The organism is Roseateles oligotrophus, from assembly GCF_014204525.1.
In the GTDB taxonomy this organism is placed as follows: domain Bacteria; phylum Pseudomonadota; class Gammaproteobacteria; order Burkholderiales; family Burkholderiaceae_C; genus Paucibacter_A; species Paucibacter_A oligotrophus_A.
In genome coordinates this window covers 626,608-646,586 of record NZ_JACHLP010000002.1, presented here as the reverse complement: position 1 = coordinate 646,586, position 19,979 = coordinate 626,608, and the positions used below count along the sequence as shown (strand labels likewise).

Annotated in this window: 17 protein-coding genes, 1 tRNA gene and 1 riboswitch; of the genes, 11 read left to right on the top strand and 7 right to left on the bottom strand. The window is 66.9% G+C overall.

What is annotated here, in order from left to right; all coding sequences use genetic code 11:
• Positions 1-424 precede the first annotated feature (424 nt).
• On the top strand, positions 425-1,267 hold the full coding sequence (locus HNP55_RS07430; protein ID WP_184297745.1) for an IclR family transcriptional regulator C-terminal domain-containing protein: 843 nt from the start codon (positions 425-427) through the stop codon (positions 1,265-1,267).
• A 78-nt stretch (positions 1,268-1,345) separates the two neighbouring features.
• Here the strand turns inward: HNP55_RS07430 and HNP55_RS07425 are convergent, their stop codons facing one another.
• Together HNP55_RS07425 and HNP55_RS07420 are read right to left on the bottom strand one after the other, a co-directional pair.
• The gene (locus HNP55_RS07425; protein ID WP_184297743.1) at positions 1,346-2,887 is read right to left on the bottom strand and encodes a 3-hydroxyacyl-CoA dehydrogenase; all 1,542 of its coding nucleotides are present in this window, start codon (positions 2,885-2,887) and stop codon (positions 1,346-1,348) included.
• 17 nt (positions 2,888-2,904) lie between these two features.
• On the bottom strand, positions 2,905-3,726 hold the full coding sequence (locus HNP55_RS07420) for an enoyl-CoA hydratase-related protein (RefSeq protein ID WP_184297887.1): 822 nt from the start codon (positions 3,724-3,726) through the stop codon (positions 2,905-2,907).
• A gap of 143 nt (positions 3,727-3,869) precedes the next feature.
• Here HNP55_RS07420 and HNP55_RS07415 point away from each other — a divergent pair, with 143 nt between their 5' ends.
• The 3 genes from HNP55_RS07415 to HNP55_RS07405 are packed head-to-tail and all read left to right on the top strand — an operon-like array spanning position 3,870 to position 8,743.
• The gene (locus HNP55_RS07415; protein WP_184297740.1) at positions 3,870-5,618 is read left to right on the top strand and encodes an NAD(P)H-dependent oxidoreductase subunit E; all 1,749 of its coding nucleotides are present in this window, start codon (positions 3,870-3,872) and stop codon (positions 5,616-5,618) included.
• 3 nt (positions 5,619-5,621) lie between these two features.
• Positions 5,622-8,399: a formate dehydrogenase subunit alpha gene (gene fdhF / locus HNP55_RS07410; RefSeq protein WP_184297738.1), complete on the top strand. Its 2,778-nt coding sequence runs from the start codon at positions 5,622-5,624 to the stop codon at positions 8,397-8,399.
• Between the two features lie 41 nt (positions 8,400-8,440).
• Positions 8,441-8,743 (top strand): antibiotic biosynthesis monooxygenase family protein, encoded by a 303-nt coding sequence (locus HNP55_RS07405; protein WP_184297737.1) that lies wholly within the window; start codon positions 8,441-8,443, stop codon positions 8,741-8,743.
• A 94-nt stretch (positions 8,744-8,837) separates the two neighbouring features.
• Here HNP55_RS07405 and HNP55_RS07400 read toward each other — a convergent pair whose 3' ends face one another.
• Complete coding sequence (locus HNP55_RS07400; protein WP_184297735.1) at positions 8,838-9,200, bottom strand: HU family DNA-binding protein; 363 nt, start codon at positions 9,198-9,200, stop codon at positions 8,838-8,840.
• A 325-nt stretch (positions 9,201-9,525) separates the two neighbouring features.
• On the opposite strand from HNP55_RS07400, the gene HNP55_RS07395 reads away from it, so the two are divergent.
• Positions 9,526-11,634, top strand: a complete 2,109-nt coding sequence (locus HNP55_RS07395; protein WP_348648672.1) for a putative bifunctional diguanylate cyclase/phosphodiesterase — start codon at positions 9,526-9,528, stop codon at positions 11,632-11,634.
• A 296-nt stretch (positions 11,635-11,930) separates the two neighbouring features.
• Here HNP55_RS07395 and HNP55_RS07390 read toward each other — a convergent pair.
• From HNP55_RS07390 to HNP55_RS07380, 3 genes are all read right to left on the bottom strand, one after another.
• Positions 11,931-12,015, bottom strand: a tRNA-Leu gene (locus HNP55_RS07390).
• Between the two features lie 109 nt (positions 12,016-12,124).
• Positions 12,125-13,627: an aldehyde dehydrogenase family protein gene (locus tag HNP55_RS07385; protein WP_184297731.1), complete on the bottom strand. Its 1,503-nt coding sequence runs from the start codon at positions 13,625-13,627 to the stop codon at positions 12,125-12,127.
• An 11-nt stretch (positions 13,628-13,638) separates the two neighbouring features.
• A complete protein-coding gene (locus HNP55_RS07380) occupies positions 13,639-14,733 on the bottom strand; it encodes a saccharopine dehydrogenase family protein (protein WP_184297729.1) in 1,095 nt (364 codons plus the stop codon).
• Between the two features lie 142 nt (positions 14,734-14,875).
• On the opposite strand from HNP55_RS07380, the gene HNP55_RS07375 reads away from it, so the two are divergent.
• The 6 genes from HNP55_RS07375 (at position 14,876) to HNP55_RS07350 (ending at position 19,051) form a co-directional block, all read left to right on the top strand.
• Complete coding sequence (locus HNP55_RS07375; RefSeq protein WP_184297727.1) at positions 14,876-15,403, top strand: Lrp/AsnC family transcriptional regulator; 528 nt, start codon at positions 14,876-14,878, stop codon at positions 15,401-15,403.
• A gap of 69 nt (positions 15,404-15,472) precedes the next feature.
• Complete coding sequence (locus HNP55_RS07370) at positions 15,473-16,051, top strand: NnrU family protein (RefSeq protein ID WP_184297726.1); 579 nt, start codon at positions 15,473-15,475, stop codon at positions 16,049-16,051.
• A gap of 86 nt (positions 16,052-16,137) precedes the next feature.
• Positions 16,138-16,381: riboswitch (FMN riboswitch) on the top strand.
• Between the two features lie 99 nt (positions 16,382-16,480).
• The gene (locus HNP55_RS07365) at positions 16,481-16,954 is read left to right on the top strand and encodes a 6,7-dimethyl-8-ribityllumazine synthase (RefSeq protein WP_184297724.1); all 474 of its coding nucleotides are present in this window, start codon (positions 16,481-16,483) and stop codon (positions 16,952-16,954) included.
• A gap of 304 nt (positions 16,955-17,258) precedes the next feature.
• Positions 17,259-17,582, top strand: a complete 324-nt coding sequence (locus tag HNP55_RS07360) for a GFA family protein (protein WP_184297722.1) — start codon at positions 17,259-17,261, stop codon at positions 17,580-17,582.
• A gap of 4 nt (positions 17,583-17,586) precedes the next feature.
• Entirely contained in the window at positions 17,587-18,264 is a 678-nt protein-coding gene (locus HNP55_RS07355; RefSeq protein WP_184297720.1) for an alpha/beta hydrolase, read from the top strand.
• Positions 18,265-18,544: 280 nt separating this feature from the next.
• Positions 18,545-19,051, top strand: a complete 507-nt coding sequence (locus HNP55_RS07350; RefSeq protein ID WP_184297718.1) for an LEA type 2 family protein — start codon at positions 18,545-18,547, stop codon at positions 19,049-19,051.
• On the opposite strand, the gene HNP55_RS07345 is transcribed toward HNP55_RS07350, so the two are convergent.
• Entirely contained in the window at positions 18,984-19,979 is a 996-nt protein-coding gene (locus HNP55_RS07345) for a 2-dehydropantoate 2-reductase (RefSeq protein ID WP_184297716.1), read from the bottom strand. The two genes, HNP55_RS07350 and HNP55_RS07345, sit on opposite strands and share 68 nt — an antisense overlap.

The following is a 19,979-nucleotide window of genomic DNA, read 5'->3' as shown; positions in this document are numbered from 1 at the left end:
AAAATGCCACAGCCGTGGGATACTGGATCCAAGAGGGAGTTGAGATCCGCACATTTGCAGAGCCAAGCATGGCCGCAATGACCTCGCCGCCGCCGCGCGGCAAGGTCGCCTCGCAGGGTCGAGCCTCCGAAGAATTAACCCATTAGCTCCCGACCCCTTGACCCCTGCCCTCCAGTTTCAATAACCAAGCTGTCGTCCGGCTGTCGGATCACCGCTTGATGCTTCGAGCGACTCCTCAACCGCCTACACCACGCCCTTTTGGGCCGTGGGCTGGGCCGTCGGCGAAGTGCACCACAATGGTGCACAACAGTTCGGAGATCGCCCAATTTTCGCGAAATCTACGGACAAACTAGGGGTTGACTTTTATAGTTCGCTTTTTTCGACTTGCGCTCTTCGGTTTTAGGGCGCCTAACGCACACCATCCATGTCAGCTGCTCGCGCTTTTGAAGACCAAGTCAATCTGGCGTCCCTGTCTACGCCGGCCTCGCCCAGCCTCGCTCCCGAGCCCCAAGGCCCGCTGAAACGCGATCTGGTGGCCGGCCTTGAAAAAGGCCTGGCCGTGATCGAAGCCTTCGACCAGGAACGCCCCCGCCTGACCATCAGCGAGGTGGCCGTGCGCACGGGTCTGACCCGTGCCGCCGCCCGCCGCTATCTGCTGACCCTGACCCATCTGGGCTTTGTCTCGCAGGATCGCAAGATGTTTGCGCTCACCCCCAAGGTGCTGCGCCTGGGCCAGAGCTATATGCACTCGGCCCGCCTGCCGCGCATCGTCGAGCCCGAATTGCACAAGCTGGCTTATGCGCTGAAGGAAGCCAGTTCGGCCGGCGTGCTGGACGGCAATGACGTCATCTGCATCGCCGCCACCAGCGCCGGCCGGGTCGTGTCGCCGACGCTGCAGCCGGGCACCCGCGTGCCGGCACATTGCTCGGGCAATGGCCGCGTGCTGCTGGCCGCACTGCCGCCGGAAGAGGTGGACGCCTGGATCAAGCGCCAGGACTTGGTGGCCCTGACCCCCAATACCATCGTGCTGCCCGAGCGCCTGCGCATCGAGATCGCACGCGCACGCTCACTCGGCTATGCCTGTATCGACCAGGAGCTGGAAATGGGCCTGCGCACCGTCGCCGTGCCCCTGCGCAATTACCGCGGCGAAGTCGTGGCGGCCATGAATATCAGCGTCCACGCCTCGCGCATGAGCATGGAGCAATTGGTGGAGCATTGCCTGCCCCCGCTGCTGCAGGCCCAAGCCCATCTGCGCATGCTGCTGTAAACCCGCGCCATCGCACACAAGAAAAAGCCCGCCCGGTCAGACACCGGGCGGGCTTTTTTCAGGCGAGCGCTGTGCCGCTCAAACCACCCAGCGCTGCTGCTGCAACAGGGGGCTGACGCGATAGCGCTCGCTGCGATAGGCCAGGAACAAGCCGTCCAGCAGTTCCGCGCAGTTGGCGGCCCCGACGGCACGCAGCCATTCAAACGGCCCGGCCGGGTAATTGACGCCCAGCTTCATGGCCAGATCGGCCGCGTTCTCGTCGCAAACGCCTTGCCAGACGGCGTCCGCACCTTCGTTGACCAGCATGGCCACCGTGCGCGCCACCACCAGGCCCGGCACATCGCGCAGGAATAAAGGCTCCCAGCCCAGGGCGCGCCACACATCGGCCAGCTGCGCCTTGGCCAGGGCCGAAGTTCGTGGCGCCAGGCTCAGGGCCAGGGCCGTGCAGCGCTCGGGCGCCACCGGCCAGTCCATCACCGCCAACTCGGGGTGGGCACGCTCGGCCGCCAGTTGCGCGGCCGTCTTGCCCTGGCTCAGGTGGACATGGGTCTCGCCCACCACCAGTCCGGCCCAGTCCGCCGCCGAGCCGCGGCTGAAAGGCAGGCCTTTGTGCGTCAGCCAGGACAGCAGCTGATCCACCAAAAGCCCCTGCCCCACCACGCTGATGGGCGCCAGCTCGGCCAACGGCGCTGCCACGGCGGCGGGCGCGGCCGGCTGGCCCTCGTAAAAGCCCTTGCCGACCTTGCGGCCCAGGCGGCCACCGTCCACCAAGGCCTTCTGCACCTGCGAGGGCACAAAACGCTTGTCGCCGAAATTGGCCTCGAAGACGGACTGCGTGACCAAGAAATTGGTGTCGTGCCCGATCAGATCCATCAGCTCGCAAGGCCCCATGCGGAAGCCCACGCCGCGCAAGGCCTGGTCCAGCTGGGCCGGCGTACCGGCCTGCTCCTGCAGCAAGGCCAGGGTCTCGGCGTAATAGGGGCGGGCGATGCGGTTGACGATGAAACCCGGGGTGGACTTGGCATGCACCGGCGTCTTGCCCCAGCGGCGCGCCAAGGCCTCGATGGCCTGGGCCACATCGGCCGAGGTCTCGGCGCCCGAGACCACCTCCACCAGCTTCATCAGCGGCACCGGGTTGAAGAAATGCATACCCACCAGGCGAGCGGGATTGCGCATGCCGTTGGCCAAGGCCGTTACGCTGATGGACGAGGTATTGCTGGCGATGATGGCGTCGGGCGCCAGCAAGGCATCCAGCTCGCGCAGCAAGGCCTGCTTGGGCTCCAGCTTTTCCACAATGACCTCGATCACCAAGGCCACCTCGGCCAGATCGGCCGTGGCGACGGCCGGCTGGATGCGGGCCAGCACGGCCTCACGCTCGGCGGCCTCCATACGGCCCTTGGCCACCAGGCCGTCCAGGGCCTTGGCGATTTGCGCGATGGCCGCGGCCGCCGCGCCCTCACGCACATCCAGCAGGCGCACCGGATGGCCGGCCTGGGCGGCGACCTGGGCAATGCCCGCGCCCATCACGCCGGCACCGACGACGCCGATCAAGGCCTCGCTCGCCGCCACGCTGGCAACACGCCAGCCACCCGAATTTCCCGCTGCTGCTGCATCACTCATTTGCAAGCCTCTTTCTGTCAATTCTTCGTCGCATCGTCGCCGGCCTGGGGCACCCAGGGCGCGGGCTGCTTGGCCAGGAAGGCAGCAAAACCTTGCCGGGCTTCTTCGCCCATGCGCACGCGGGAGATGGTCTGCGCCGTCAACTCACGCACCTCGGCGGTCACAGGCCCCACCTCCAGTTGGGCGATCAGGCGCTTGATCTCACCCTGGGCCAGCGGGCCATTCAATAGCAACTCGGCCACCCAGCGCTCCAGCGCGGCGTCCAACTCGGCCGCCGTCGCCACCACCTCGTGCAGCAAGCCCATGGCCAGGGCCTGCTCGGCCGTGATGCGGCTGGCCGTCAGCGCCAGCCGGCGCGCCTGGCGCGGGCCCACGGCGTTGACGACATAGGGCCCGATCACCGCGGGCAAGATGCCGAAGCGCGCCTCGCTGACGGCGAACTTGGCATCGGCGCTGGCCAAGGCAATATCGCAGGCCGCGGCCAGGCCCACGCCGCCGCCCAGGGCCAGGCCTTGCACCAGGGCCAGCGTGGGCTTGGGGCAGTCGGCAATCAGATGCAACATTTTGGCGAAACGGCGGGCGTCCTGCAGGTTTTCTTCCTGGCTGGCCTCGGAGGCGCGCTTCATCCACTGGATGTCGGCGCCCGCGCTGAAGGCCTTGCCGGCACCGGCCAGCACGATGAGACGCACACCCGCATCGGCGGACAGCTGCTCCACCGCCTGCGCCAGCTCGGCAATCATCAATTCATTGAAGGCGTTGAACACCTCCGGGCGATTCATGGTGATGCGCGCCACGCCGCGTGCGTCGACGGCCAGCTGCAATGTCCTGGGCAATGTCATGTTCGTCACTTCAAACTCCTGATCAGCGCCGCAGTATCGCAGTCTCGACCGATCGGTCGAATCAGTGCTTTCGGTAATCTCGGGCTTGCGGCAACCGCCTGACAATCGGCGGCCCGCAAACAAAACAATCTTGGGGATACGACATGTCCGTCCACAGCAAGCCCCCCGCCCGACTGATCCCGCTGCAGCCCCTGCCTGCCGAGGCCGGCCGCCGGGCCGGCGCCCAGCGCGGCGGCGGCCTGCGCGGGCGCCAGCCCAGCGCCCAGGCGCGCCAGGCCATCCGCGATCTGCTGGGCGAGTTGCCACGCGAGCGCAGCCTCTTGATCGAACATCTGCACCGCATCCAGGACAGCCGCGGCCGGCTCGGTGTGGACATGCTGGCCGCACTGGCCGAGGCCATGGGCTTGTCGCAGGCCGAGGTGCATGAGGTGGCCAGCTTCTATCACCACTTCGAAATCGACCGCGACAACAGCAGCGCGCCGCCGGAATTGAAGCTGCGCGTCTGCGTCTCGCTCAGCTGCGCCATGCAAGGCGCCCAAGGCCTGAGCCAGACCTTGCGCCAGCTGCTGCAGGAGCAGCAAGGCCTGCGCGTGATCGAAGTCTCCTGCGTGGGTCGCTGCGAACAGGCGCCGGTGGTCGTGATCGGCCAGCGGCCCCTGGGCCAGGCCGATGCGCAAAAAGTGCAAGCCCTGCTGCAAGCGCCGCCCGCGCAAGGCTGGCAAGACCTGGCACCGCAGCTGCAAAGCCTGGCCGAGTACATCGCCCATGGCGGTTACCGCCTGCTGATGGAGCTGCTGCGCGGTCAGCGCGAGATCGAAGCCAGCATCCAGACCCTCAGCGCGGCCGGCCTGCGCGGCCTGGGCGGGGCGGGCTTTCCGCTGGGACGCAAATGGCAGCTGGTACGTGCCCAACCCGCGCCGCGCCTGATGGCCGTCAATATCGACGAGGGCGAACCCGGCACCTTCAAGGACCGTCACTATCTGGAGCGCGAGCCGCAGCGCTTTTTGGAGGGCATGCTGATCGCCGCCCACTGCGTGGGCATAGAGGCCATCTACATCTATGTGCGCGACGAGTACCCGGCCCTGCTTGATTTGCTAAAGCGGGAAATCGACGGCCTGCACGCGCATCTGCAGGCCCAGGGCCAGGCGACGCCACCCATCCATCTGCGCCGCGGCGCGGGGGCCTATATCTGCGGGGAAGAGTCGGCCATGATCGAATCCATCGAGGGCAAGCGCGGCTGGCCGCGCCAGCGCCCGCCCTATGTGGCGGAGCGCGGCCTGTTCGAGCGCCCCACGCTTGAACACAATATGGAGTCGCTGTTCTGGGTGCGCGACATCCTGGAGCGCGGCGCCGACTGGTTCGTCGCCCAGGGCCGACGCGGGCGCAAGGGCTTGCGCTCGTTCTCGCTCTCCGGCCGCGTGGCCAAGCCGGGCGTGCATCTGGCGCCGGCCGGCATCAGCCTGCGTGAACTGGTTGAGGAATACGGCGGCGGCATGCTGCCCGGCCATGAGCTTTACGGCTTCTTCCCCGGCGGGGCCTCGGGCGGCATCTTCCCGGCCAGCCTGGCCGACGAGCCGCTGGACTTCGACACCTTGCAGCCGCATGGCGGCTTCATCGGTTCGGCCGCCGTCATCGTGTTCTCGCAGGCCGACCGCGCCCGCGACCTGGCCCTCAATGCCATGGAATTTTTCGCCCACGAAAGCTGCGGCCAATGCGTGCCCTGCCGCGAGGGCACGCAGCGCGCGGTGCAGCTGATGCAAGCGCCCGAATGGAACGCGCCCCTGCTGGAAGAGCTGGCTCAAGTGATGAGCGACGCCTCCATCTGCGGCCTGGGCCAAGCGGCCCCCAACCCCATGCGCTGCGCCCTGCGCTACTTCCCGCAGGAGTTCTAAGCCATGAGCGGCCTAACTTTTCAAATTGACGGCCAAGCGATCGAAGCCCAGGGTGGCGAAACCATCTGGCAGGCCGCCCGCCGCGCCGGGATCGCCATCCCCCACCTCTGCCACAGCGAGGGCCTGAGCCCGGCCGGCAACTGCCGCGCCTGCGTGGTGGAGATCGCGGGTGAACGGACGCTGGCCGCCTCCTGCTGCCGCAAGCCCAGCCCCGGCATGCAGGTGCAGCTGAACACGCCGCGGGTGCGGCACAGCCAGAAGATGGTCTTGGAACTGCTGCAGGCCAACGCGCCGGCGCAGGCCCACAGCCGCGCGTCCGAGTTGAACCAGTGGTGCCAGGCCCTGGGCCTGAGCACGCCCCGCTTCGCGCCACGCGAGCAGCCCGAGCCCGACCTCAGCCACCCCGCCATCCAGGTGCATCTGGATGCCTGCATCCAATGCATGCGCTGCGTGCGCGCCTGCCGGGACGAACAGGTCAACGATGTGCTGGGCATTGCCGGCTCCGGCGCCCACACCCGCGTCGCCTTCGATGCCGACGACGCGCTGGGCCAGAGCTCCTGCGTGGCCTGCGGCGAATGCGTGCAAGCCTGCCCCACCGGCGCCCTGACGCCCGCCAACGGCGCGGCCCTGCTGCAGGCCGATGCCGAGGTGGACTCGGTCTGCCCCTATTGCGGCGTGGGCTGCCAGCTCAGCTACCGGGTCAAGGACGGGCGCATCCTGGAAGCCACCGGCCGCGACGGCCCGGCCAACCATGGCCGCCTCTGCGTCAAGGGCCGCTACGGCTATGACTATGTGATGAGCGAGGAGCGCCTGCGCCAGCCCCTGGTCCGGCGCGCAGGCGTGGCCAAGGACCCTGCCGACATCCAGCGACTGCGGCGCGGCGAGCTGGCCTTGTCGGCCCTGTTCCGCCCCGCCAGCTGGGAAGAGGCGCTGGACCTGGCCGCGGCCGGCTTCAAACGCCATCTGCAAGCGGACTCGCCGCGGGGCAAGGCCAGCCCGCTGGCCGGCTTCGGCTCGGCCAAGGGCAGCAATGAGGAGGCCTATCTGTTCCAGAAGCTGATCCGCCAGGGCTTTGCCACCCATAACGTGGACCACTGCACCCGGCTCTGCCACGCCAGCTCGGTGGCCGCCTTGCTGGAGGGCCTGGGCTCGGGCTCGGTAAGCAATCCGGTCGCCGATGTGCAGTACGCGGAAGTGATTCTGCTGATTGGCGCCAACCCCAGCGCCAACCATCCGGTGGCGGCCAGCTTCATCAAGAACGCGGTGCAAAACGGCGCGACCCTGATCGTGGCGGACCCGCGCCGCGCGCCCATGAGCCGCTTTGCCCGCCACCACCTGGCCTTCCGGCCGGACAGCGATGTGGCCCTGCTCAATGCCTTGCTGCATGTGATCATCGATGAAGGCCTGAGCGACCCCGCCTTCATTACCGCCCGGGTCAATGGTTATGAAGCCTTGAAAGCGGCGGTGGCGGAATGCACACCGGAGCGCATGAGCGAGATCTGCGGCATCGCACCGGCAACCCTGCGCGAGGTGGCGCGGCTCTACGCCAAGTCCCGCGCCTCGATGATTTTCTGGGGCATGGGCGTCAGCCAGCATGTGCATGGCACCGACAATGTGCGCTGCCTGATCGCCCTGGCCATGATCACCGGCCAGATCGGCCGCCCTGGCACCGGCCTGCACCCCTTGCGCGGCCAGAACAATGTGCAGGGCGCCTCCGACGCCGGCCTCATTCCCATGATGCTGCCCAATTACCAGCGGGTGAACCACGCCGAGGTGCGCGAGCAGTTCGAGGCCTTGTGGGGCATGGACACAAGCCTGGGCAGCGAACCCGGCCTCACCGTCGTGGAAATCGTCCACGCGGCCTATGAGGGCCGCATCAAGGCCATGTTCATCGAGGGCGAAAACCCCGCCATGTCCGACCCCGATCTGGACCATGCCCGCGCCGGCCTGGCCCGGCTGGAGCATCTGGTGGTGCAGGACATCTTCGCCACCGAGACGGCCTTGCTGGCCGATGTGATCCTGCCCGCCTCCGCCCACCCCGAGAAATGGGGCAGCTACACCAATACCGACCGCCTGCTCCAGCTCGGCCGCCCGGCCCTGATGCCGCCCGGCGAGGCCAGGCAAGACCTCTGGATCATCGAGCAGCTTGCCCGCCGCATCGGCCTGCCCTGGCAGTACTGGCAGGCCGAGGACGGCGCGGGCCAGGCCCCGGTGGCGCGTGTGTTCGAGGAGATGCGCCAGCTGATGGCGCCGCTGGCCGGCGTGAGCTGGGCCCGCCTGCTGCGCGAGGAGGCCGTGGTCACCCCCGCCCCGCGCGAGGACGGACCGGGCGAGGACGTGGTCTTCATCGATCGCTTCCCCACCCCCGACGGCCGCGCCCAGCTGGTGCCCGCCCGCTTCACGCCCGGGCCCGAACAGCCTGACGCCCAATTCCCACTCATTCTGGCCACCGGCCGGGTGCTGGAGCACTGGCATACCGGCGCGATGACGCGCCGCGCCAGCGCCCTGGAGGCACTCTCGCCCCAGCCCCTGATCAGCATGCACCCGGAGGACATGGCCGCCCTGCGGCTGCACGAGGGCCAGGCGGTGCGCATGAGTTCCCGCTTCGGCGATGTGCAGGCCACGCTGCAGCAAAGCCCGGAGGTGCGCCAGGGCCAGGTCTTCCTGCCCTTTTGCTACTGGGAGGCCGCGGCCAATCTGCTGACCGGCAGCGCGCTCGACCCCTCTGGCAAGATCCCCGGCTTCAAGGTCACCGCGGTGACCGTGCAGGCCCTGGTCTGATCAAGCACGCAACAAACGCAGCAAGAGAAAGTGAAACCCTCATGATTCTGGAAATCGCCGACATCCGCATCGCCCCCGGCCAGCAGGCCGCTTTTGAAGCGGCCATTGCCCATGGCCTGAAGACCGTCATCTCGCAAGCACAGGGCTTTATCTCAGCGCGGGTGCAGCAAGGCATCGAGTCGCCCGAGCGCTATCTGCTGCAGATCGAATGGGCCACGCTGGAGGACCACACCGTGCATTTCCGCGGCGGCCCCTTGTTCCCGGCCTGGCGTGCCATCGTCGGCCCTTTCTTCGCCCAACCCCCGCAGGTCGAGCATTTCGAAGCCCGCGTGGCGCTGGGCTGAGGCGCCCGGCCAGAAACAACAAAGCCAGGTGTTCCTGAGAGCACCTGGCTTGGCTGTTATGAGTACAGGGCGCAAGGCCCTGTGCCCATGATTTTTACTTCTTGGCCTTCTTGGCGGCGGGCTTTGCAGCGGCCTTGGTCGACGTGGCTTCAGCAGCCTTGGCGGCCTTGCGGGCGGCGGCCTTGGGGTCCACGGCGGCCTTGAAGCCAGCGCCGGGCGTGAACTTGGGCAGCTTGGCGGCGGCGATCTTGATCTTGTCGCCGGTGCTGGGGTTCACGCCGGTGCGAGCGGCACGCGAGTGCTGCTTGAACGAGCCGAAGCCGGGAATCGAAACAGCGCCACCCTTCTTGACGGTGGTGACCACGGCGTCCAGCAGGGTTTCCAGGATGCGGCCAGCTTCGGCCTTGGTCAGCGCGTGCTTGGTGGCCAGATGTTCAATCAGTTCGGTTTTATTCATTCCAGGGTCTCATCTCTCAAAGGGTGCCCGACCAGCTCGGGCGGCGCTATTTTCACTGAATCACCGAGAACCCCGATCAAGAGGCCTCTGTGAGTCGGCGTGAATCGTCACGTCCAACACTTTAGCGCGTCATTTTGCACGCAAGCGGCAGCTAGGTGCTGCGCGGTATCAAGGCTTGCGACCGATACTCGCCCCTGCATGCTGCGGCCCTGTGCCCAAGACAGGCAGCGCAGGCATGACAGCTCTTGTAGTAACTCTTTGTTCCCAGGCCATCGCCGGTGAAGATCCCATCGCCATTTTTCTGTTCCATCGGCATGATGAAGCCGTGAACAAGGCCCCTAACTCCACATCCACCGACACCATGGCATGGCCCCTGCCCGCCGCGCATTGGCTGGACCAGCTGCCCCAGCGCCTGGCCTTATTGGGACCGGGGTATGCGCTGCTGCAGGCCAACCAGAGCCTGCGAGCCTACACCGGCCAGACCTTGCGGGCGCTGCAGTGCGCGCCCTGGCTGGAGCGCCTGCACCCGGCCGACCTGGCCGCCTTCGAAGCCCAGTACCTGAAGCTGAAAGACGGGGCAGAGCTGTTGCAGGACTGCCGCTGGCGCGCCGCCGACGGTAGCTACGGCTGGCATCAGACCCAGGCCCGCCAACTCGCCGAGGGTCAGGTCTTGCTCAGCATGAGTGATGTGCACGAGCGCAAGGAGCAGGAAACACGGCTGCGTCAGGCCGACGATTTATGGAAGCTGGCACTGGAAAGCAATGGCGACGGCGTCTGGGACTGGTATGTGCAAACCGGGATCGAGATCTACTCACCCCGCTATCTGCAGATGTATGGTTACTCGCAGGACGAGATCCAACCCAGCCCGGCCGAGTTCGATGCGCTGACCCATCCCGACGACCTGGCCCAGATGAACCTGGACCGCGAAGCCCATTTTTCCGGCCGCGCGCCGCTCTACAGCAATGAGCACCGGGTGCGCTGCAAGGACGGCAGCTGGAAATGGATACTCAGCCGCGGCATGGTGATCAGCCGCGACGAAGCAGGCCGGCCGCTGCGCATGGTGGGCACCCATACCGACATCACCGCGCGCAAGCAGAGCGAGGCCCTGATCTGGCAACAAGCCCATTTCGATGCCCTCACCGGCCTGCCCAACCGCCGCCTGCTGCGCGAACGCCTGGAGCAGGCCCAGCATGCGGCCTGGAAGAGCGGCCTCTCGGTCGCCGTGCTCTTCATCGACCTGGACCACTTCAAGGAGGTCAACGACCTGCTGGGCCATGCCATGGGTGACCTGCTGCTGGTGCAGGCCACCCAACGCATCGTCGCCTGCGCGGCGGCACCCCACACGGTGGCGCGCATGGGGGGCGACGAGTTCACCGTGGTGCTGGGCGAGATCGAGTCTCCGCAGCAGGCCGAGGCCATCGCGCAAAACATCTTGCAAGCCCTGGCCTTTGCCTTCCGCCTGGAGGGCGAGCGGGTCTTCGTCTCGGCCAGCATAGGCCTGAGTCTCTACCCGGCCGATGGCGAGCAGATCGAAACCCTGTTCAAGCACGCCGACCAGGCGCTGTACATGGCCAAGGGCGCGGGCCGCAACCGCCTGTGCCGCTTCACGCCGGCCCTGCAGACCGCCGCCCAGGAGCGCGCGCGCCTGGGCAATGATTTGCATGACGCCTTGGCCGAGCGGCAATTCAGCCTGGTCTACCAAGCCATCGTCCGGCTCAGCGACGGCCACATCCACAAGGCCGAGGCCTTGCTGCGCTGGCAACACCCCAGCCGTGGCCTGCTGGGGCCGGGTGAATTCATCCCGCTGGCGGAGAGCAGCGGCCTGATCATCGAGATCGGCGAATGGGTGTTCGAGCAGGTGGCCCTGCAGGCGCAGGATTGGCGCCACCGCTTCAATCCACAGTTCCAGCTCCATATCAATAAATCACCGGTGCAGTTCCGCGGCAGCGGCATGCCCAGCATGCAAGACCAAGGCCATGCCTGGGCGCAGCGCCTGCTGGAACTGGGGCTGCCGGGCCAAGCCATCGCCGTGGAGATCACCGAGGGTCTGCTGCTGGAGGCCGACGAACTCGTCGCCCTGCATCTGGACAGCTTGCGTCAGGCCGGCGTGCAGGTCTCGCTGGATGATTTCGGCACCGGCTACAGCTCGCTGTCCTATCTGCAGCGCCTGGCCATCGATCAGGTCAAGATAGACAAAAGCTTTGTCAGCCACCTGAAGACCGGCAGCAAGGAATTGGCCCTGTGCAAGGCCATCATCACCATGGCCCATGCCCTGGGCATCGAGGTCGTGGCCGAGGGCGTGGAGACCGAGGAACAGCACCAATTGCTGCTGGATGCCGGCTGCGATTTCGGCCAGGGTTACTGGTACGCCCGGCCGATGCCGGCGCAAGCCCTGGAGGAATTGCTAAAAGCCGGCCGGCTAGGCAAGACCTGACCCCGCGTCCTGTTTTTCCAAACCCGGAAAACGCAAAAGGCCAGCACTTGCGTGCTGGCCTTTCTTGTTTGGTGCCAAGCCGCTTGCAAGCGGCTTGGCCTTCGTCGGCCGTCGGGCAAGCCGCAGGGCTTGCCCTCGGTGCCGCCTCAGCCCAGGAGAGGCTCGGTCACGTCCCGCGACCCCGGCGCCGCAAGCATGCGGACGCCTTTCTCGTCCTCCCGCAAGGCCCGCAGGGGCCTTGCTTCCTGAGCGCCAAACGCAAAAGGCCAGCACTTGCGTGCTGGCCTTTTTCGATTTGGTGCCCAGGAGAGGACTCGAACCTCCACGGAGTTACCCGCTAGTACCTGAAACTAGTGCGTCTACCAATTCCGCCACCTGGGCTTTCTTTTTCTTCGCTGCCTGAACAGCGAAGACCGCTACTGTAGCACGTAATTTTGGGCCTGCACAAGATTTTTCTGAAAAACTTCGATCAGGCCCAAAACCGGCCCGCTCAAATCTCGAACTTCACACCCTGGGCCAGGGGCAAGGCGCTGGAGTAATTGACCGTGTTGGTGGCGCGGCGCATATAAGCGCGCCAAGCGTCCGAACCCGATTCGCGGCCACCGCCGGTCTCCTTCTCGCCGCCGAAAGCGCCGCCGATCTCGGCGCCCGAGGTGCCGATATTGACGTTGGCGATGCCGCAGTCCGAACCTGCCGCTGAAACAAAGAGTTCGGCCTCGCGCAAATCATTGCTGAAGATGGCCGAGGACAGGCCTTGAGGCACATCGTTCTGCAGCGCAATCGCCTCCTCCAGGCTTTGGTACTTGAGCGTGTAGAGGATGGGCGCAAAAGTCTCCTGCCTGACCACGGCCGTCTGCGCCGGCATGCGCACCAGGGCCGGTGTGGCATACCAGGCATGCGGGTATTGCGCGGCCAGGGCGCGCTCGCCGCCGCTGACCTCGCCGCCCTGCTCGCGCGCGGCGGCCAGGGCCTGCTGCATGGCGTCGAAGGCGGCCTGGTCGATCAAGGGACCGATCAGCGTGCCGGCCTCGACCGGGCTGCCGATCTTGAGCTGGGCGCGGGCGCGATCCAGGCGGGCCACCAGCTCGTCGTGGATGCTCTCGTGGATGATGACGCGGCGCGTCGTCGTGCAGCGCTGACCGGCCGTGCCGTAGGCGCCGAACAGAATGCCGCGCACGGCCAGCTCCAGATCGGCCGAGGGGCTGACGATGATGGCGTTATTGCCGCCCAGCTCCAGCAGGCAACGGCCGAAGCGCGCCGCCACCTTGGGGCCGACGGCCCGGCCCATACGGGTGGAGCCGGTGGCCGAGACCAGGGCGACGCGATGATCGTCCACCATCGCTTCACCCACGGCGGCGCCGCCATTGAGCACCTGCGAGAGATGAGCCGGCGCACCATCAAAACGGGCCAGGGCCCGCTCGAACAAGGCTTGCGTGGCCAGGGCCGTCAGCGGCGTCTTCTCCGATGGTTTCCAGACGCAGCTATTGCCGCAGACCAGGGCCAGGGCGGCGTTCCAGGCCCAGACGGCGACCGGGAAGTTGAAGGCCGAGATGATGCCCACCACGCCCAGCGGCAGCCACTGCTCCATCATGCGGTGGCCGGGCCGCTCGGAGGCGATGGTCAGGCCGTGCAGCTGACGCGACAGGCCGACGGCAAAGTCGCAGATGTCTATCATCTCCTGCACCTCGCCCTCGCCCTCGCTCGTGACCTTGCCGGCCTCCAGCGAGACCAGGCGGGCCAGGTTCTGCTTGTGCCGGCGCAGTTCTTCGCCGAACAGGCGCACCAGCTCGCCGCGCCTTGGCGCGGGCACGATGCGCCAGGCCAGTTGGGCCGCTTGCGCACGCGCGATGGCGGCACGCATCTCGTCGGCCGAGGCCTCGTGCACGGCGCCCAGCAAGGCACCGTCGATGGGGGATCGCACAGCCAGCGTGCCGCCGCTGAAGGCGCTGTCGGCCAGGCCCAAGGAATTCAACAGGGTTTTGATGTCGTTCATGATGGGGAGTATCAACCGATGGACTCGACTTGGCGCGACTGCTGGTAGGCCTTGCCGAAACGATTGGCCAGAAAGGCCGGCAGCTCGACCTGCTCCTGACGGATGAAGCCGGACTGCGGCAGCTCTCCGGAGCGGAATAGATCGACCGCCGCGCAGATGCCGGCCGCCGTGGTGATCTGGATGGCCGACAACGGCGCGGCGCCGTCACGCTCGGCAAAGATCTTGCGGGCAAACACCTCCTGCACCAGAGAGCCGCCGCGCATGCCGGAGACGGTCACGAATACCAGCACCACGTCCTGCATGGTGGCGGGCATGCTCTTGCGCATGATGTTCTTCAGCGTCTCCTGGTCGTTCTTGAGCTGCAGATCGTCCAGCAACATCATCATCAGATCGCGGTGGCCGGGGTAACGCACGGTCTTGTAGTCCAGATTGCGCACCCGGCCTTGCAAGGTCTCGCACAAGGTGCCCAGGCCGCCCGAGGTGTTGAAGGCCTCGTACTCGGTGCCGTCCAGCGAGAAATGCTCCAGGCCCTCCAGCGGCAGGGCGGCGATCAGCGCGCCGTCGTGGATGGACTCGCAGGGGTGGCAGTACTCGTTGATCAGGCCGTCCACGCTCCAGGTCAGGTTGTACTTGAGCGCATTGGTGGGGAAGGCCGGCAAGGCGCCGACACGCATCTTCACGTCCTGCAAGCTGTCAAAGCTCTTTGCCAGGTGGTGGGCGACGATGCCGATGAAACCTGGGGCCAGGCCGCATTGCGGCATGAAGGCCGTACGCGCGCCCTGGGCGATGCGTTTGATCTCCTTGGTCGCGGCCACGTCCTCGGTCAGGTCGAAGTAATGGCAGCCGGCCTCCAGGGCCGCATGGGCGGCCGTGATGGCCAGGTGGTAGGGCAGGGCGTTGACCACCGTGGTTTGGCCGCGCAGGGCCGCGGCCAGGGCCGCCTTGTTCTCTGTGTCCACCGCCTGGGTGGCGATGCCCTCAAGCTGCAGCTTGGCCAGGGCGGCCTCGCTCTTGTCGATCACGGTCACCTGGTAGTCGCCACAGCCATGCAGAAGGCGGGCAATGGTTTGGCCGATATGTCCGGCGCCGAGCAGGGCTACTTTCATGGAGGGTCTCCTGGGCTGGTTTCGTTTCGGCCCAGTCTAGGGATGAGTCCGGACGAAAGAAAGCATGAGTTCGACGAATAATCAGGTGATTTCGCCGATACGTCGAATCGGTTCGCCGCATTGATTGAAACTAGGGTTTCCGATGAGCAGCAAAAATTCGCCCGCCAAAACCTCGGCCCAGAGCAAGAGCCGCCCTGCCCCCAAAAGCCGCAGCCAGCCCCTGGCGCCGGCAGTGGGCAAGGAGCAGGTGGACCGCCAGCTGATCACCCTGCTGCAGGCCAATGCCCGCGCCAGCACGGCCGAGCTGGCGCGCAAGCTGGGCGTGGCGCGCACCACGGTGGTGGCACGCCTGGCCCGGCTGGAGGCCAGCGGCACCATCGTCGGCTACACGGCCCGCCTGGGGACGGACGCCGCCGACCGTGGCGTGCAGGCGTTTGTGGGCATCACCGTCAGCCCCAAGGCCGGCCGCGAGGTGGTGCAGCGCCTGAGCAAAATCCCCGAGCTGCGCCAACTGGCCTCGGTCAGCGGTGAATTCGACTATATGGCGCTGCTGCGCGCCGAAAGCACCATGCGTCTGGACGCCTTGCTGGATGAGATCGGCGAGATCGAGGGGGTGATCAAGACCACCAGCTCCGTCGTGCTGGCCCTGCGGGTGGACCGCAGCGCTTGAGTGAGCTACAAAGCGGGGCCGGGGTCAGGTCTTGCCTTGGCAAAAATTGCCAGCCACCTGGAGCCAGCCATGCTTGTTTTGATCACCGGACTGCTTGTATTCCTGGGCGTGCATTCCGTGCGCATCGTTGCCGACGATTGGCGCGGCAACTGGATCGCCCGGCATGGCGACAAGCCCTGGAAGCTGGCCTATACCGCCCTCTCGCTGCTGGGCTTTGCCCTGATCGTCTACGGCTACGGCCTGGCGCGGCAAACACCGCTGGTCTTGTGGGCCACACCCCGCGGCATGAACCATCTGGCCGCCTTGCTGACCCTCCTGAGCTTCGTCCTGCTGGTGGCCGCCTATGTGCCGCGCAATGCTTTCAAGACCCGCTTGCAACACCCCATGATGCTCAGCGTCAAGGTCTGGGCCCTGGCCCATCTGCTGGCCAATAACACCCTGGCCGATGTGCTGCTGTTCGGCAGCTTTCTGCTCTGGGCCATGCTGGCCTTTCGCGCCGCGCGCCAGCGCGATCGCCTGAACCCGCCGGCCGCCCTGCAAGCCAAGGCCGGTGCCACGCTGCTGAGCCTGGCCGTCGGCCTCGCCGCCTGGGCGGCTTTTGCGCTATGGAGCCATCAGGCCTTGATCGGCGTACGGCCTTTCGGCTGAGACGCTGCGCGCTGACGCAAGACGCCAGGGCGACAGCCTCTGGCAAGACCTGACCCTAGAATCGCCGCGCCGGGCATTTTGTCCGGCAGCGTTCTCAGGGCGGGGCGGAATTCCCCACCGGCGGTATTTGTGTCCTTCGACACAAGAGCCCGCGAGCGCCCGGTACAGGCCTTGGTCTGCGTCGGGGTCAGCAGATCTGGTGAAGGCAAGGCTGAATAAGTCCCCATGATGGCGGGCGCCCGAAGTGGGGATGCCCGGCGCATGAGGGACTTGTTCAGCCTTGCCCATGCCAGAGCCGACGGTCACAGTCCGGATGAAAGAGAAACGCAGTCTCACGGCGACGGCCTTGCCCATTCACAAAGGGGAGGGCCGCCGCCGCGTTTGCGTGCGCCCTGATTCTGGCAAGCCCTCTTTTGAAGGAAACAAACCATGAATCAGATTGACCCCTCACACAGCAGCCCGGCCCGCGTGGCCTTGGTCAGCGCCGGCTGGCACAAGGACATCGTCGGTGCCGCCACCCGCTCCTTTGCGGCCGAGTTCGAGCGTTGTCGAGTCCCCATCGCGGGCCTGCGCCAATTCGAAGTCCCCGGCGCCTTCGAGATCCCGCTGCACGCGCAGAGGCTGGCGCGCAGCGGCCAGTTCGACGCCATCGTGGCCTTTGCCTTCGTCGTCAACGGCGGCATCTACCGCCATGAATTCGTCGCCAGCGCCGTCATCGACGGCCTGATGCGGGTGCAGCTGGACTGCGATGTGCCGGTCTTCTCGGCCGTGCTGACGCCACGCGACTTCCACGGCCATGAGGAGCACAGCCAGTTCTTCCGCGAGCACTTTGTCCTCAAGGGCCGCGAGGCGGCCCAGGCCTGCTTGCAGACCCTGAGCAGCCTGCGCAGCTTGCCGGGCTGACGCGCTGAGCCCGGACACAAAGGCCGGAAGGCATTTGTGCCTGGCGAAGGACTTGGCGCGATACCGGCGCCAGGTCTGACAATGCAGGGCCACCAGGCCCTGCATTCCCCCGTCCAACCATGCCCGACACCAGCCCACTCCTGCACAGCGGCGGCTGCCTCTGCGGCGCCGTTCGCTACGCCATCCAAGGCCCGCTGGGCCTGATCGAGTACTGCCACGGCAGCCGCTGCCGCAAGACCGGTGGCTCGGCCAAGGAGCTTGTATCGCCCCTTGGCCTTCGTCAGGCACAAGCCCCTTCCGGGCCTTGTGTCCGGACTCAGCTTTTTCCACCACCGCCGTCATTGCTGACACTCAATTCAAGCTGACTCAAGGGACGGAGCTGATCCAGCGCTACGCCGCCTCCCCGCAGCGGCTCAAATGCTTTTGCGGGCAATGCGGCTCACCCCTCTTCATCCAGCGCCTGAACCGGCCCGAGACCCTGGTGCTGCATCTGGGCAGCCTGGACCAGGACCCGGGCGGACGGCCAGAGCGCCATGTCTTCTGCGACTCCAAGGCCGCCTGGCATGAGATCGCGGGCGGCTTGCCGCAGTACAGGATTTATCCGGGTTTCGAGCCCCCGCTACCATAGGGCCATGAGCACACACACCGCCCTTTCCACCCTCGAACTCAACCCCGCCACAGCACCCGGCGCCACCCTGATCGTGCTGCACGGCCTGGGCGCCGACGGGGCCGATTTCGTGCCCATGTTCGACGCGCTCGATCTGGCGGCCATAGGCCCCGTGCGCTGCGTGATGCCGCGCGCGCCCGAGCGGCCCGTCACCATCAACGGCGGCCACCGCATGCGGGCCTGGTACGACATCAGCCATGCCGATCTGCAACGCCGCGAGGACGAGGCCGGCCTGCGCGAGTCCATCGCACAGGTCCACGCGCTGCTGGACCGTGAGATCGCGCGCGGCATGCCGGCCCATCGCATCGTGCTCTCGGGCTTCTCGCAGGGCTGCGCCATGACCCTGCTGGCCGGCCTGCGCTACCCGCAGCGCCTGGGCGGCCTGGCCGGCCTGTCGGGCTATCTGCCCCTGGCCGAGAGCACCGCCGCCGAAGCCCAGGCGGCCAACCGCGACACCCCCATCTTCCTGGCCCATGGCACGCGCGACCCGGTCGTAGCGCTGAGCCGCGGTCAGGCCGCGCAAGCGCATTTGCAAGCCCTGGGCTACCGGCCCGAATGGCATGAGTACCCAATGGAACACTCACTGTGCATGGAAGAGGTGCAAGACCTCAATGCATGGCTGCTGCGCGTGCTGGCGCGCTAGGGCCTGTTAGCGCTACGGCAATGGGTCGCGTTGTGCCCAGCCAGGGGTGCAGGCAAGGCGCAAACCGCAGCCGGGTTGGACACCCGGCGAGGATTTGCAACGCCGCATGCGCCCCTGGCTGGGCACAACCCTTCGGGAAGGCTCGCCCCGGTGGGCTATGCTGCGTTGCACCGGCTTGCCCGCACGCGAGTGCGGGCGGCGCGCTGCGCCTTGCCTAGCCCGCCGGGGCGAGCCTTCGCGGCCCATTGCCGTAGTGCTAACAGGCCCTAGGAAACCCATCATGATGAAGCTCTCCCGCCGCTCCTCACTGCTGGCCCTGTTCGCCCTGGCCGGCTGCGCCAGTCTGGGCCAGGGCGATGCCTTGCGCGTCCAGGTGGCCGGCGTGGAAACGCTGGCCGGTGAAGGCCTGGAACTGCGCCTGCTGGTCAAGCTGCGCGTGCAGAACCCGAACGAGCGCGCCATCGAATTTGACGGCGTGGCCCTGGAGCTGGCGCTGAACGGCAAACGCTTTGCCAGCGGCGTCAGCGATCAAAAAGGCGTGGTGCCGCGCTTTGGCGAAGCGCTTGTGAACGTGCCCCTGACCGTCTCCGCCTTCGCCGCCGTGCGCCAGGCCTTTGGCCTGGGCGAGGCGGCGGAACGCGGCGAGCTGCCTTATGAGCTGACTGGCAAATTAGCCGGCGGCCTGTTCGGCTCCGTGCGCTTCAGCGACACGGGGCTGCTCAGGCTGCCGGGTTCAAACCCCGGCTCTGCGCCATCAAGCGCACCAGCCCCAGTAGGGCATCGGTAAACGGCGTCTCCATGCCCAGCTTCTGACCGATCTCGCGCGCCGCGCCGATCAGGGCGCCGTACTCCAGCGGGCGGCCGGCCTCAAGGTCTTGCAGCATCGAGGTCTTGAAGGCACCCAGCGAGCGGGTGATGGCATGGCGCTGCTCGGGCGTCTGGTCGATGGCGCAGCCCATGCGGGCGCCGATCTCGGCCGCCTCCAGCATGATGCGGGTCATCAGGCCGCGCACCAGCTCGTCATCCAGGATGCGGTCGCAGGTGGCGCCGGTCAAGGCAGACATGGGGTTGGTGGTCATATTGCCCCAGAGCTTGTACCAGATGTCGCGCTGGATGCGCTCGGACACGCCGACCTTGAAACCCGCTCGCCCTAAGAGTTCGGCCAGGCGCACAACCGGCTCGGGTCGGCCGCCGGCGGGCGCACCGATGATCAGGCCCATGCCCATCACATGGCGCACCAGGCCGGGCTCGGGCGTGGCGCAGCTGGCGTGGACCACGCAGCCAATCACCTGCTCGGCCGGGATCAGGGCGGCCACGGCGCCGCCGGGGTCCACGCTGTCCAGATGCGTGCCTTCCAGCTCGCCGCCCAGGCCCTCGAAAAACCACCAGGGCACGCCATTCATGGCCACCAGCACGCGGGTCTCAGGGCCCATCATGGCCTTGACGGCCGGCGCCACGGCGGCCAGGGACGGGCCCTTGACGGCCAGGATGATGAGGTCTTGCTGACCCAGCTCGGCCGGGTCGGCGCTGAGCCGCTGCGGCCGCACGGTCAGGCGCTCTGCCCCCGTCTCCATGCGCAAGCCCTGCGCGCGCAAGGCGGCCAAGGTAGCCCCCCGCGCCAGCACGCTCAACACCAGGTCCTCACCCAAACGGCTGGCCAAGAACGCCCCGAACCAGCCCCCGATGGCGCCAGCGCCCACAATACAGATCTTCAT

Coding starts and splice junctions, on each gene's coding strand:
- HNP55_RS07415 (WP_184297740.1), top strand. CDS start 3,870: ATGTCCGTCCACAGCAAGCCCCCCGCCCGACTGATCCCGCTGCAGCCC.
- HNP55_RS07420 (WP_184297887.1), bottom strand. CDS start 3,726: ATGACATTGCCCAGGACATTGCAGCTGGCCGTCGACGCACGCGGCGTG.
- HNP55_RS07375 (WP_184297727.1), top strand. CDS start 14,876: ATGAGCAGCAAAAATTCGCCCGCCAAAACCTCGGCCCAGAGCAAGAGC.
- HNP55_RS07370 (WP_184297726.1), top strand. CDS start 15,473: ATGCTTGTTTTGATCACCGGACTGCTTGTATTCCTGGGCGTGCATTCC.
- HNP55_RS07350 (WP_184297718.1), top strand. CDS start 18,545: ATGATGAAGCTCTCCCGCCGCTCCTCACTGCTGGCCCTGTTCGCCCTG.
- HNP55_RS07430 (WP_184297745.1), top strand. CDS start 425: ATGTCAGCTGCTCGCGCTTTTGAAGACCAAGTCAATCTGGCGTCCCTG.
- HNP55_RS07380 (WP_184297729.1), bottom strand. CDS start 14,733: ATGAAAGTAGCCCTGCTCGGCGCCGGACATATCGGCCAAACCATTGCC.
- HNP55_RS07405 (WP_184297737.1), top strand. CDS start 8,441: ATGATTCTGGAAATCGCCGACATCCGCATCGCCCCCGGCCAGCAGGCC.
- HNP55_RS07365 (WP_184297724.1), top strand. CDS start 16,481: ATGAATCAGATTGACCCCTCACACAGCAGCCCGGCCCGCGTGGCCTTG.
- HNP55_RS07400 (WP_184297735.1), bottom strand. CDS start 9,200: ATGAATAAAACCGAACTGATTGAACATCTGGCCACCAAGCACGCGCTG.
- HNP55_RS07355 (WP_184297720.1), top strand. CDS start 17,587: ATGAGCACACACACCGCCCTTTCCACCCTCGAACTCAACCCCGCCACA.
- HNP55_RS07345 (WP_184297716.1), bottom strand. CDS start 19,979: ATGAAGATCTGTATTGTGGGCGCTGGCGCCATCGGGGGCTGGTTCGGG.
- HNP55_RS07425 (WP_184297743.1), bottom strand. CDS start 2,887: ATGAGTGATGCAGCAGCAGCGGGAAATTCGGGTGGCTGGCGTGTTGCC.
- fdhF (WP_184297738.1), top strand. CDS start 5,622: ATGAGCGGCCTAACTTTTCAAATTGACGGCCAAGCGATCGAAGCCCAG.
- HNP55_RS07385 (WP_184297731.1), bottom strand. CDS start 13,627: ATGAACGACATCAAAACCCTGTTGAATTCCTTGGGCCTGGCCGACAGC.